At 72.8% G+C, this 12,403-nt stretch carries 9 protein-coding genes; 4 read left to right on the forward strand and 5 right to left on the reverse strand.

Going from position 1 to position 12,403, the window contains the following annotated elements:
• Nucleotides 1-124: 124 nt before the first annotated feature.
• Complete coding sequence (locus tag ACIBVQ_RS32710; RefSeq protein ID WP_362777481.1) at nt 125-1,537, reverse strand: NAD(P)/FAD-dependent oxidoreductase; 1,413 nt, start codon at nt 1,535-1,537, stop codon at nt 125-127.
• A 64-nt stretch (nt 1,538-1,601) separates the two neighbouring features.
• On the reverse strand, nt 1,602-2,564 hold the full coding sequence (locus ACIBVQ_RS32715; RefSeq protein WP_399182215.1) for a pirin family protein: 963 nt from the start codon (nt 2,562-2,564) through the stop codon (nt 1,602-1,604).
• A 110-nt stretch (nt 2,565-2,674) separates the two neighbouring features.
• Here ACIBVQ_RS32715 and ACIBVQ_RS32720 point away from each other — a divergent pair, with 110 nt between their 5' ends.
• Nucleotides 2,675-3,175 carry an Lrp/AsnC family transcriptional regulator gene (locus ACIBVQ_RS32720; protein ID WP_352013061.1) on the forward strand — a complete coding sequence of 167 codons (501 nt, stop codon included), beginning with the start codon at nt 2,675-2,677 and terminating at the stop codon, nt 3,173-3,175.
• 42 nt (nt 3,176-3,217) lie between these two features.
• Here ACIBVQ_RS32720 and ACIBVQ_RS32725 read toward each other — a convergent pair whose 3' ends face one another.
• From ACIBVQ_RS32725 to ACIBVQ_RS32735, 3 genes are all read right to left on the reverse strand, one after another.
• Nucleotides 3,218-4,189 carry an N-acetylglucosamine kinase gene (locus tag ACIBVQ_RS32725; RefSeq protein WP_399182217.1) on the reverse strand — a complete coding sequence of 324 codons (972 nt, stop codon included), beginning with the start codon at nt 4,187-4,189 and terminating at the stop codon, nt 3,218-3,220.
• Nucleotides 4,186-5,448, reverse strand: coding sequence for a 6-phospho-beta-glucosidase (locus tag ACIBVQ_RS32730; protein ID WP_352013059.1), 1,263 nt, complete (start codon nt 5,446-5,448; stop codon nt 4,186-4,188). Before ACIBVQ_RS32730 ends, ACIBVQ_RS32725 begins: the two co-directional genes overlap by 4 nt.
• Nucleotides 5,449-5,664: 216 nt before the next feature.
• Nucleotides 5,665-6,858 (reverse strand): ROK family transcriptional regulator, encoded by a 1,194-nt coding sequence (locus tag ACIBVQ_RS32735; protein WP_352013058.1) that lies wholly within the window; start codon nt 6,856-6,858, stop codon nt 5,665-5,667.
• Nucleotides 6,859-7,084: 226 nt separating this feature from the next.
• On the opposite strand from ACIBVQ_RS32735, the gene ACIBVQ_RS32740 reads away from it, so the two are divergent.
• The 3 genes from ACIBVQ_RS32740 to ACIBVQ_RS32750 all read left to right on the forward strand — a co-directional run bounded on the left by ACIBVQ_RS32740 (nt 7,085) and on the right by ACIBVQ_RS32750 (nt 12,327).
• The gene (locus tag ACIBVQ_RS32740) at nt 7,085-9,385 is read left to right on the forward strand and encodes a HelD family protein (protein WP_399182321.1); all 2,301 of its coding nucleotides are present in this window, start codon (nt 7,085-7,087) and stop codon (nt 9,383-9,385) included.
• A 570-nt stretch (nt 9,386-9,955) separates the two neighbouring features.
• The gene (gene lnt, locus ACIBVQ_RS32745; protein ID WP_399182219.1) at nt 9,956-11,584 is read left to right on the forward strand and encodes an apolipoprotein N-acyltransferase; all 1,629 of its coding nucleotides are present in this window, start codon (nt 9,956-9,958) and stop codon (nt 11,582-11,584) included.
• Nucleotides 11,584-12,327 (forward strand): polyprenol monophosphomannose synthase, encoded by a 744-nt coding sequence (locus ACIBVQ_RS32750; RefSeq protein WP_352013231.1) that lies wholly within the window; start codon nt 11,584-11,586, stop codon nt 12,325-12,327. Before lnt ends, ACIBVQ_RS32750 begins: the two co-directional genes overlap by 1 nt.
• The last annotated feature ends 76 nt before the right edge of the window (nt 12,328-12,403 follow it).

Raw genomic sequence — 12,403 nt, forward strand, 5'->3', positions numbered from 1 at the left:
GGCAGGTAGAGAGGTTATGGGACAAAAGCCGCGATCCCCGGTGGGCACGCGGAAGGAGCACCGGGGAGGGGACCGGGAAGATCTTCCATGACCGTCCCCCGCCCCCTCGCCCGGGCGTGTCCCCTCAGAGGCCGTACTCCTCAAGCAGCCGCAACCACACCTCGCTGACCGTGGGGAAGGCCGGTACGGCGTGCCAGAGCCGTTCGAGCGGCACCTCGGCGGTGACGGCGACCGTCGCCGCGTGCAGCAGCTCGGCCACCCCGGGACCGGCGAAGGTCACCCCGAGCAGGACCCGCCGCCGCTCGTCGACGACCGCCTTTGCCCTGCCCCGATAGCCGTCCCCCAGCAGGTAGGCACCGGAGACCGAGCCGAGGTCGTACTCGACCGCGCGCACGTCGAAGCCCTCGGCCCTGGCCGCGGCCTCGGTACGGCCGACCGCGCAGACCTGGGGGTCGGTGAAGACCACCTGCGGCGCGCCGTACCCGTCGGCGACGGCGCGCAGCGCGGGCAGGTCGTCGCGCTCCCCCCTGGCCCTGGCCACGATCACGTCGCCGCACACCCGCGCCTGGTACTTGCCCATGTGGGTGAGCAGGGCGCGGCCGTTGACGTCGCCGACGGCGTACAGCCAGCCGTCCCCGACGCCGACGGCGCGCATGCTGTCGTCGACCTCGACCGGGCCCCGCTCGGGCAGCCCGACGGAGGCCAGGCCCACGTCCCCCGTCGCGGGCGAGCGTCCGGTGGCGACCAGCAGCTCGTCGGCCTCCACGGGCGGCCCAGAGGCCAGGTGGACGGTCACCGGGCCGCCGGGCGCCGGCCGTTCGACCCGGGTCACCTCGGCCCGGGTGCGCACCTCGATCCCCCTGGCCGCCATCGACTCCGCGACCAGCTCCCCGGCGAACGGCTCGACCCTGCCGAGCAGTGAACCGCCGCGCACCAGGAGCGTCACCTCCCGCGCGCCGAGCCCGTGCAGGGCCTGCGCCATCTCACAGGCGACCACGCCTCCGCCGAGCACGGCCAGCCGCCCGGGGACCTCCCGCACCGAGGTGGCCTCGCGGCTCGTCCACGGAGAGGCCCCGGCCAGCCCGGCGACCGGCGGGAAGGCCGGGCGGCTCCCGGTGGCCAGCGCGACCGCGTGCCGGGCGCGCAACGTCCGGACGGAACCGTCGGGCCCGGTCACCTCGACCACTTTGGGGCCGGCCAGCCGTCCCCTGCCCCGCACGAACTCGGCGGGCAGGCCCTCGACCCAGCCGACCTGGCCGCCGTCGTCCAGGTGCGAGACCGCCTCGTCGCGCCGGGCGAGCACGGCGGCCGTGTCGATCGGCGTCGTCCCGAGACCCGGGACCCGCCCGACCTCGGCGGCCAGCTCGACCGGGCGCAGCAGAGCCTTGCTGGGGATGCACGCCCAGTAGGAGCACTCACCGCCGGCCAGCTCCTCCTCGACCACCGCGACGCTCAGCCCGCCCCGGGCCACACGTCCGGCGACGTTCTCCCCGGCGGGCCCGGCGCCCACAACGACCACGTCGAACTCATCGGCCACGACTGCCTCCCAGGACTTCGGAAACTCCACGTCCAGCTTGTCAGAGGCGCCGCCCGTGCCGGCGTCAGCGGTGCCGGCCCCGTGGTTTCAACGGGGTCCCGGGCAGGTCAGGCGCGGGCAGCCGGGTCCCCGGCGCGCCGGGGACGACGCCGAACGCCTCGCCCGTCATCCACTCCTGCCGGAACCGGACGATCTCGTCGTGGTCGCGGCCGACGAAGTTCCACCACATCACGATCCGCTCCTCGAACGGCTCGCCGCCGAGCAGCATGAGGCGCGCGGGCGCCCCGGCGCTCAGGGTGAGCTCCGAGCGGCCCGTGCCCAGGTAGAGCAGCGGCCCCGGAGCCAGGTCCGTTCCGCAGGCGCGCACCGCGCCGGACAGGCTCAGCACGGCGTGCTCGAAGTCCGGTCTGAGCGGGACCGTGACCCGTGCGCCCTCCTCCAGGGTGATCTCGGCGCCGGTCATCGGGCTGTGGACGCGGGCCGGAGAGACGACGCCGCCCAGCTCGCCCATCAGGACCTTCGCCGTGAAGCCGGGCCCGGTGAGCTCCGGCAGCACCGGGTGGTGCTCGAAGGAGGGTTCCGTCCCCCGGTGCGCGGCGGGGAGCGCGACCCACAGCTGCACGCCGTGCAGGTCACGCCCGGCGGGGGACTCCTCGGAGTGCGAGATGCCGCGGCCCGCCGTCATGAGGTTGAGACTGCCGGGCCGGATCACCTGCTCGCTGCCCAGGCAGTCGCGGTGCAGCACCTCGCCCTCGACGAGCCAGCTGACCGTCTGCAGGCCGGTGTGCGGGTGCGCGGGCACCCGCATGGCCGTCCGTTCGGGGCCGTAGTGGTCGAGGAAGCACCACGCCCCGACCATGCGCACGTCGCGGCCGGGCAGGGTCCGGGTCACCCTCATGCCCCGTGGGCCGCCCAGCACCACCTCACGGCCGGTGAGAAGCTCACCGGCCGGGCCCGCCGCGGCGCCGGCGCGGCCGGTCGGGCCGCCGCACTCCGTCTCCCGGGGCTCGCGTTCCAGGTTGCTCATGCCGAGAATGTACGGCCGCCGCCGACCGGCCGGCACACGTGGGGCGGTTGGGACCATGCCGTGACCATGCGGCTGCGCGCGCCGTCCCACGGCCCGTTACCGTTGTCCGGATGGAGGAGATCGACCGTCGGATCGTGACGTTACTGGCCAGAGACGGCCGGATGAGTTTCACCGACCTCGCGAGGGAGACCGGGCTTTCGGTCTCCGCGGTGCACCAGCGGGTGCGCAGGCTGGAGAAACGCGGGGTCGTCAGGGGATACGCGGCGCTCGTGGACTACGACGCGATCGGGCTGCCGCTCACCGCGTTCGTCTCCATCAAGCCCATCGACCCGGCCGCCGCCGACGACGCCCCGGAACGACTGGCCCACCTGGGCGCCATCGAGGCCTGTCACAGCGTGGCCGGGGACGAGAGCTACATCCTCAAGGTCAGGGTCGCCTCGCCGCTGGCGCTGGAGGAGCTGCTCAACCAGATCCGCACCTCGGCCAACGTCTCGACCAGGACGACGGTCGTGCTCAGCACGCCGTACGAACACCGGGCGCCCGAGCTGATCGGCGGGCAGGCGGGTAAGACCGACGACAAACCCGACGAGAAGGCCGTGGAACAGGCCTGAGTGCCCCGTACGGCCGTCGCGGGCCGTACGGGGCGACTTCCCTTACACCGCTGCGTGGAAGTGGGCGCGCAGCGCGGCCTTGGCCTCCTCGGTCGCGCCGAAGGCGTCCAGGCCGAGCAGGGCGGCGCCCATGATCGGCGGAGCGTCCGCCACGATCAGCTTGGCCTGGGGGGCCCGCTCGGCGAAGCGCTCCTCGATCAGGCCGTTCAGCAGCGGGTCGCGGGCCGTCAGCACGCCACCGCCGAGGACGACCTCCATCGGGGTCTCCAGCAGGCCGAGCCGGCGCAGCGCGACCACCGCGAGCACGGTGACCTCCTCGGCCATCCGCGTCACCAGGGACCGGGCGATCTCGTCCCCCGAGGACGCCACGGTCATCAGCACCGGCACCAGTTCGTGCAGCCTGTCGATCGGGGTGCGGCCGAAGTGGATGTCGAGGCAGGCCTCCTCGACCGTGCGGGTGCCGAAGTGCTCGCGCACCGCCTCCCGCAGCGCGGTCTCCGGGCCCCTGCCGTCCTCGGCGCGGATGGCGGACCACAGCGCCTCCTCGCCGAGGCCGAAGCCGCCGCCCCAGTCGCCGGTGAGCTTGCCCAGTGCCGGATACCTCGCCACCTCGCCGGTCGGGGAGACCGCCGCGGCGTTGACGCCCGCCCCGCAGACCACGGCGACCCCGGCGGGCCCCGAGGCTCCGGCGCGCAGCAGCGCGAAGGTGTCGTTGCCGACGACCACGTCCTCGCCGTATCCCCTGGCGAGGATCTCCGCACGCAGGATCTCCTCCTCCGCGGGCAGGTCGGCGCCGGCCACGTAGGCGGCCACGTGGCCGGCGAACGGGGGAGCGGCGTCCGGGCCGAGCATCGCCCTCACGGCCTCGGCGATCGCGTCGACGGCGGTGTCGACCCCCGAGATCTGCGGCTGGAAGGGGCCGCCACGGCCGGTGCCGAGGACGGAGCCGTCCTCGGCGACCAGCGCGACGTCGGTCTTGCTGTTGCCGCCGTCGACCGCCAGTACGGTCCTCACTCCGTCGCCCAGGGCAGGTGGGCGCGGTTGGCCTCGATGAGGCGCCGGGCGAGGTCGTCGGACAGTGAGGCCTGGCCGATCAGCGGGTGGGCGAGCAGCGCGTCGGAGACCCGCCGGAGGCCGCCGTGCAGCGCGGCGTCGAGGGCCAGGGTCTCGTAGGCCGTGACGTGAGCGATGAGCCCCGCGTAGAGCGGCTCGACCGGGGCCACGGGCAGCGCGCGCGCCCCGGCCGCGGTGATCGTGGCCGGGACCTCGATGACCGCCTCGTCGGGCAGGAAGGGCAGGGTGCCGTCGTTGCGCAGGTTGACCACCTGGGCGTCGCCCCGGTCGCCGAGCAGCGAGGCGATCAGCGCGACCGCCGCCTCCGAGTAGAACGCGCCGCCCCGCTTCTCCAGCAGTTCGGGCTTGGTGTTCACCGACGGGTCGGCGTACATCTCCAGGAGGCTGGCCTCCATCGCCGCGACCTCCGCGGCCCGTGAGGGCTTGCTGCGCTGCTCGGCGACCACGGCGTCGTGCTCGTAGTAGTAACGCAGGTAGTAGGAGGGAACCACGCCGAGGTGGCGCATCAGGGACAGCGGAAGGCCGATCGCCTCGGCGACCTCCTCGCCGAGGGGCTCCCGCAGCGTCCGCGGCAGCACGTCGACGCCGTCGAGGCTGACCGAGCGCACCCAGGTCAGGTGGTTCAGGCCGAAGTGGCCGAGGGAGATCCGTTCGGGGGCGACCCCGAGCCCCGCCGCGAAGCGGCGCTGCAGGCCGATGGCCACGTTGCACAGGCCGATGGCCCGGTGCCCGGCCTCGAGCAGCGCCCTGGTGACGATGCCGACCGGGTTGGTGAAGTCGACGATCCAGGCGTCGGGCGCGTGCGTGCGGATCTTCTCGGCGATGTCCAGCACCACGGGGACGGTGCGCAGGGCCTTGGCCAGGCCGCCCGCGCCGGTGGTCTCCTGGCCGACGCATCCGCATTCGAGGGGCAGCGTCTCGTCCACGTTGCGCGCGGCCTGGCCGCCGATCCGCAGCTGGAGCAGTACGGCGTCGGCTCCGGAGACGCCCTCCTCGACCGAGGCGGTCGCCACGACCCTGGCCGGGTGGCCGGCGTGCTCCAGCATGCGGCGGGCCATCCCCGAGACCAGCCCGAGCCGGGTGGGGTCGGGATCGACCAGCGCGATCTCGGTTATCGGCAGCTCGTCCCGCAGCCGGGCGAATCCGTCGATCAGCTCCGGTGTGTACGTCGAGCCGCCCCCGACTACGGCGAGCTTCATCTGTCTACTCCTGTCAACGTCACGCCCTGGACGGGAACTCTCCGGGCGTAGGGGAAAACGGTGATCACCGGTGCCGTGCCCGAGGACGGGCCGTCACCGTGCGGTTGGGCCGCGGCGGCCGGAAGGGGACTCACCCCGGCGGTGCCGGGACGCGGGCGGGAGGACGTCGGCGCACGACGGCTGCTCCTTGCTGGTGGGGGAGGGGGTGAAGGCGGCTCAGGTCGGCACGGTCGAGCTGAAGACCTCCTCGCGGGTGGCGGCGAGGGCGAGGTCGAGCGCGCCCGTGAGGACGGGGTTGCCCTCGACGGCCGACAGCAGCAGCGGGGGACGGGGGATGGTCAGCGTGTGCAGCTCGCGTTCGACGAGTCCCCGCAGGGTCTCGCCGCCGGCCATGAAGGTTCCGCCGGTCAGCACGATCAGCTCGGGGTCGACGACGGAGGTGATCGAGGCCAGGCCGACCGCCAGCCGGGAGGCGACCTCGCGCAGCCCGGCGCGGGCGTCGCCCGCCCGTGCCCCACCGCCCTCGGCGGCCAGTACGGCGTTGCTCACGGCCAGCCTGAAGGTCGCGCCCGGCACGCCGTACGATCTGAGGATCCTGAGCACGGCGGGGCCACCGGTGAGGGCCTGGTAGCCGTGGTTGGCGTAGCGGCCGCTCTCGCGGGCGGTGGGCGCCCCGGGCGCGGGCATGTAGCCGACCTCGCCCGCGCCGCCGGTCGCGCCCCGGTGCAGTCTGCCGCCGAGCACCAGCGCGGAGCCGAGGCCCTCGTCGGCCCACAGCAGCACGAAGTCCCGGTGCCCGCGCGCGGCGCCGTGCGCCTGCTCCGCCTGGGCGACGAGGTTGACGTTGTTCTCGACCGATACCGGGACGCCGAGTCCTTCGCCGAGGGTCTCGACGAGGCGGGGGATGTGCCAGCCGGGCAGGTCCCTGCTGGTGGCGTAGCCGATCCTGCCGGTGCCCGGGTCGAGCGCGCCCTGCACGCCGATGACGACGCGCCTCAGGTCCACGGGGGCGCCCGCGCCGTCGAGCGCGGCCCGGACCCGTCCGACCAGGTCGTCGGAGGGGTCGGGGGTCACCAGGCGGTGCATGCCGATCACGGTCCCGGTGATGTCGGCGACCCTGGCGTCGATGTGGGTGTGGGTGACGTCGAGCGCGGCGACGTGCGCGGCCTCGGGGTTGAGGCGGTAGACCTCCGCGGTGCGGCCGGGCAGTCCCTCACGGATGCCGTTGAGCACGACCAGCCCCGCCTCTTGCAACCGGGCGAGCAACTGGGATGCTGTGGGCTTGGACAGGCCTGTGAGGGCGCCGATCTCCGGGCGGGTCAGCGGCCCGCGCTCCAGAAGCGCCTGCAGGGCCGCCCGATCGTTGATCGCCCGCAGCAGGCTGGGAGTGCCCGGGGTGGGCTGGGTCACAGGTCCTCCGTGTCCGGGCATGTTCGTACGGTCACCCGCAGGGCGGAGTTAGGAAAGTTTCCTAACCTTAAATAAACTTAAGGAACCCTGCTCAGCCGCGTCAAGCGTCGTGAGGACGCCGCAATGAACCTGTGATGGCCGGAGAATGGCCGGGTGCCTCAACGGACCTGCTAAAGTGGTGGTTTGTCACAACAACTAGCACAATGGCCCGGAGTATCCCATTAGTATCAACCATAATGGAGCGAAGGCAACCCGTCAAATCGAGCTCGATCGGGAGCAGGAGTACGTCTCCGGGCTCTACGAGCGGCTCGACCTGCTGCGCGAACGCACCCAGCGTCAGCTTGACGACGTGCTGGCCCAGGGCGGGGGCGGCGGTACGCACCAGAACCGCTCCGAGCGCGACAGTTTCGCCGGGATGTACGCCCAGCGGCTGGGCCGGCTGTGGGCGGTGGAGAACGGCCTGTGCTTCGGGCGGCTCGACGGCGCCGACCAGACCACCCTCTACGTCGGCCGCATCGGCCTGGCCGACGACGACCAGCGGCGGCTGCTGATCGACTGGCGGGCCCCGGTCGCCAGGCCGTTCTACGCCGCGACCCCGGCGTCCTCGATGGGCGTGGTCCGGCGAAGGCACCTGCAGACCAAGGCCCGCACGGTGATCGGGATCGACGACGACCTGCTCGACCTGGACAACCTCGCAGAGGAGGACGTCAGCACCCTCAACGGTGAGGCCGCGCTGCTGGCCTCCATCGACGCCAGGCGGACCGGGCGGATGCGCGACATCGTGGCCACGATCCAGACCGAACAGGACCGGATCATCCGCTCCGGCCTCGACGGCGTGCTGGTCGTGCAGGGCGGGCCGGGCACCGGCAAGACCGTGGTCGCCCTGCACCGGGCCGCCTACCTGCTCTACACCCATCGGGAAAGACTCGCCCGCAGGGGAGTGCTCATCCTCGGGCCCAACTTGACCTTCCTGCGCTACATCGAGCAGGTGCTGCCCTCCCTCGGCGAGACCGACGTGCTGCTTTCCACCGTCGCCGAGCTCTACCCCGGGATCACCGCCACGGTCAGGGAACGCCCCGAGGTCGCCGCGATCAAGGGCGACGAGCGGATGGCCCAGGTCGTGGCCAGGGCCGTACGGGAGCGGCAGCGGGTGCCGCGCAAACCGGTCGAGATCCGCCTCGACCGCTACACCCTCACCCTCGACGCCCGCCTGCTCGACGCCGCGCGCAACCGGGCGGCCCGGTCGAGGAGGGCGCACAACGAGGCCCGCGCCGTGTTCGTCCGCCACCTGCTCAACGCCCTCGCCAGGCAGGCCGCCCGGCTGATCGGCAAGGGCGCGATCGACGACGACGAGCTGGCCGACCTGCGGGAGGAACTGCGCACCGAACAGCCCGTCAAGGCCGCGCTGAACAGGCTGTGGCCCTACACCACCCCGCAGCAGCTCCTCATCGGGCTGTTCACCTCCAGGGAGCGGCTCGACTACGCCGCCGCCGAACTGGGCGAGGCCGAGCGCGGGCTGCTGCTGCGCGAACCGCCCCGCAAGGGGGAGAGCTGGTGGGCCCCCTCCGACGTGCCGCTGCTCGACGAGGCCGCCGAACTGCTCGGCGACATCGACCCTGCGGTGCTGCGGGCCGGGGCGTGGATGGCGGAGGAGGAACAGGCCGCCGCGCGTGTCGCGGCCGAGGAGGAACAGCGCCACCGGCTCGACTACGCCAGGGAGGTGCTCGAACTGACCGGCCTCTCCGAGATCATGGACGCGGAGCGGTTCGCCGCCAGGCACATGGACGACGAGATATACCTCACAACCGCCGAGCGCGCCTCGGGCGACCGCACCTGGGCCTTCGGGCACGTCATCGTGGACGAGGCGCAGGAGCTCTCGCCGATGGACTGGCGGATGGTGATGCGGCGCTGCCCGAGCCGTTCGATGACGATCGTCGGCGACCTCGCGCAGACCGGCTCCTCGGCGGGCGTGCGCTCCTGGGGCAGGATGCTGGACCCGTACGTGGCCGGGCGCTGGCGGCAGGAGGAGCTCACCGTCAACTACCGCACCCCGAGCGAGCTGATGGCCGTGGCGGCCGACGTGCTCAGCCTGGTCGGTCCCGGCCTGAGCGCGCCGACCTCGGTCAGGGAGACCGGGACGAGCCCGTGGGTCGCCTCCCCGGCGGACCGCCTGTCCGAGCTGGTCAGGAGGGAGGCCGTCGAGGGCGGGCGGACGGTCGTGATCGTGCCGGAGTCGTCGGCGGAGGAGACCGGCGCGGCGCTCGCCGGGTCCGTCGAGGGCGCCGTCCGGGGACGCGGCAGCGCCGCGCTGGACGCCCCGGTCTCCGTGATGACCGTCGCCGAGGCCAAGGGTCTGGAGTTCGATGTGGTCATCGTGGTCGAACCGGAGCTGATCCTGAGCGAGTCGCCGCGCGGCGCGAGTGACCTTTACGTCGCGATGACCAGGGCGACCCAGCGTCTTGGCGTCGTGCACACCGGGCCGCTGCCCGAAGCGCTCGCTCGACTTGAGCGACATCGGATCACATGAGAGCATTGACGGCTCTCGTCGATCATGCCCCAGCTGCGGAAACTTGGTGTTTCCGCTGTTGGTGACACGGTTGACATCTGCGCTGGGGTCGGTAGTTTGCTGCCCAGTCCAGCACGGGACTGGCCGGTTGGCCGTCTTTCGGCATCGCCGGTTCCTGCGCCCGTGACGGGGGGTCACCCCGTCCGTACAGCCAGGCGCAGGGCGGGCGCTTCGTCGAGGCGGGGCACTCCATCCGGGCGGGGGGTTGGACCCAGGAGGGGCCTGGACACCCAGTAGACAACGGCAATCCGCGCTCGCCGCCGACGGGACGGAACCGGTCCGAAGGGTCGTCCGGGCCCTCTTCCCGCTCCCGTGCGAGCGCGCAAGCGTCGGGGCGGTTCCCAGCCGGGAGCCGCCCCGTTGCCGTTCGCGGGCCGTCGAACCCACGCCCGGCAGGCCTCTGAACTCGCGCTTTGGAACAGGGGCCGCAGACGCTTTGGGAGAGCGGCGGTGGGGCGGTACCGTTCGGGCTAGAAAGACGGGTCAGGATCGGATGTCAACCCGTCCAGACGTCATCGAGGAGCCCCGCCCGTGGTGCAGGAGAAGACGGCCGGCCCCGCGCCGGGGGCGGTCCCGCCGGGCGCTCCGCCGGGCACGGGACCGGGCACGCCCGCCACGCGCGGACGTCTGGCCATGCGGGCCGTGGGCGCCGTGGCGGGCGGGGCGCTGCTCTACCTCGCCTTCCCTCCGATCGGCCTGTGGTTCCTCGCGCTGCCCGGTGTCGCGCTGCTCACCCTCGCGGTGCACGGCGTCCGCGCCCGTCGCGCGCTGTGGCTCGGCCTTCTCGGCGGCCTGGCCTTCCTGCTGCCCGCCCTGCACTGGGTCAGCCCCATCGGAGACGACGCCTGGCTGGGCCTGGTCGCGCTTGAGAGCCTCTTCTACGGCGCCTGGGCGGTGGGTGCCACCCTGACCTCCCGGCTGCCGCTGTGGCCCTTGTGGGGCGCCGCGCTGTGGGTGGCGATGGAGTGGGCCAGGGGGACGTTCCCGGTCGGCGGCTTCCCCTGGGCGCGGGTCGCCTTCAGCCAGGGTGAGACGCCCTTCACCCCCTACGCGGCCCTCGGCGGCGCGCCGCTGGTGAGCTTCGCGGTCGTGCTGTGCGGCGGACTGCTCGCGCTCGCGGCCCTCAGGATCTCCAGGAGGGCCACGCGAGGCGCCGTGCCGGTCGTGCTGCCGCTGGTGGGGGCGCTGGCCGTACCGGCCGCCGCGTTCGCCGTGCCCAGGCCCGGCGACGAGGGCAGGACCGTCACCGTCGGGGTCATCCAGGGCAACGTCCCGGGAAGGGGCATGCACCCCCTGGGCGACGAACCCGCGGTGGTCCTGGGCAACCACGTCCGCATGCTCCACGAGATGGCACAGGCCGTACGGCAGGGCACGGTCAAGAAGCCCGACCTCGTCGTGCTGCCGGAGAACTCGACCGACATCGACCCCTACCGCAGCGACTTCGCCAGAGCGCAGATCGACGCGGCGGTCAAGGACATCGGGGTCCCGGTCCTGGTCGGCGCCGTGGTCGGGGTCGGCGAGAACAACCGCGCCACCCGCAGCCTGGTATGGGACCCGGTCACCGGGCCCGGCGCCTACTACGACAAGCAGAAGCTGGTCCCCTTCGGGGAGTACACCCCGTTCAAGGACGTCGTGCTGGCCCTGTTCGAGCGGGCCTCCCTGGTCGGCAAGCAGTCGGTGCCCGGCACCCGCGACGGAGACCTGAGGCTCGGCCCGGTGACCGTCGGCGCGATCAACTGCTACGAGGTGGCCTTCGACGAGGTCGTCGGCGACACCACGCGGACCGGCGCCAGCCCCCTGGTGGTGCAGACCAACAACGCCACCTACGCGCTGACGAACCTGCCGGCCCAGCAACTGGCCATGTCCCAGCTGCGCGCGGTCGAACACAACCGGGCGGTGATCACCTCCGCGATCACGGGTATATCCGCCTACGTGACCCCCCAAGGAAAAATCGCCTGGCGTACCGGTGAACTGGTTCCCGCCTCGGGCGTCCTCACCGTCCCGGTGCGGACCGCCCAGACCGTCGCCACCCGTGTCGGCTCACTGCCGCAGTGGCTCCTGATTCTTGTCGGTGCGGGCGCGCTCGCCGCCTCCCGGCTGCAGAGAAAGCGCATCCCGGCCCCGACCGAGGGCCCGGCGGAGCAGGTGGGAGAAGCATGATGGAGCAGATGCTCGGCCGGGTGCTCATCATCGTCCCGACGTACAACGAGCGGGAGAATCTGCCGATGATCGTCGGCAGGCTGCGCGCCGCGGTGCCCGAGGCGCACCTGCTGGTCGCCGACGACAACAGCCCCGACGGCACCGGAGAGGTCGCCGACGGCCTGGCGGCCGAGGACGACCACGTCCACGTACTGCACCGTCCCGGCAAGCAGGGACTCGGCGCGGCCTACATCGCGAGCTTCCGCTGGGGGCTCAAGGAGGGCTACGACGTCCTCGTCGAGATAGACGCCGACGGCTCCCACCAGCCGGAGGAACTGCCCAAGCTGCTCAAACGGCTGACCCGCGGGGCCGACCTGACGATCGGCTCCCGGTGGGTGCCCGGCGGCAGGGTCGTCAACTGGCCCATCCCCAGGGAACTGCTGTCCCGGGGCGCGAACCTCTACACCCGGGTGATGCTCGGCATGCCGGTCCGCGACGCCACGGCGGGCTTTCGCGCCTACCGCGCCTCGACCCTGGAGAAGATCGGGCTGGACAACGTCCAGTCGCAGGGCTACTGCTTCCAGGTCGACATGACCCTGCGGACCATCCGCAACGGCCTGCGTGTCGCCGAGGTGCCCATCACCTTCGTCGAACGCACCGCCGGGGCCAGCAAGATGAGCCGCAGCGTCTTCGTCGAGGCGCTGTGGCGGATCACCGTGTGGGGCCTGACCGGGCTTCCCCGGCGGCTGCGCCGTACACGCTGAGCGAACAGGGCGGTGGGGCGGGCGCGGAACGCGCCGCGGCCTCCGGACGTTGTCCCTGTCGTACGGCTTGTCGCGT

Source organism: Streptosporangium sp. NPDC049376, assembly GCF_044466505.1.
GTDB lineage: Bacteria > Actinomycetota > Actinomycetes > Streptosporangiales > Streptosporangiaceae > Streptosporangium.

What these genes read in the sequence shown, in the direction of transcription:
- ACIBVQ_RS32720 (WP_352013061.1), top strand. Translation starts at nt 2,675, where the DNA reads ATGGAGGAGATCGACCGTCGGATCGTGACGTTACTGGCCAGAGACGGC.
- ACIBVQ_RS32750 (WP_352013231.1), top strand. Translation starts at nt 11,584, where the DNA reads ATGGAGCAGATGCTCGGCCGGGTGCTCATCATCGTCCCGACGTACAAC.
- ACIBVQ_RS32730 (WP_352013059.1), bottom strand. Translation starts at nt 5,448, where the DNA reads ATGAAGCTCGCCGTAGTCGGGGGCGGCTCGACGTACACACCGGAGCTG.
- ACIBVQ_RS32715 (WP_399182215.1), bottom strand. Translation starts at nt 2,564, where the DNA reads ATGAGCAACCTGGAACGCGAGCCCCGGGAGACGGAGTGCGGCGGCCCG.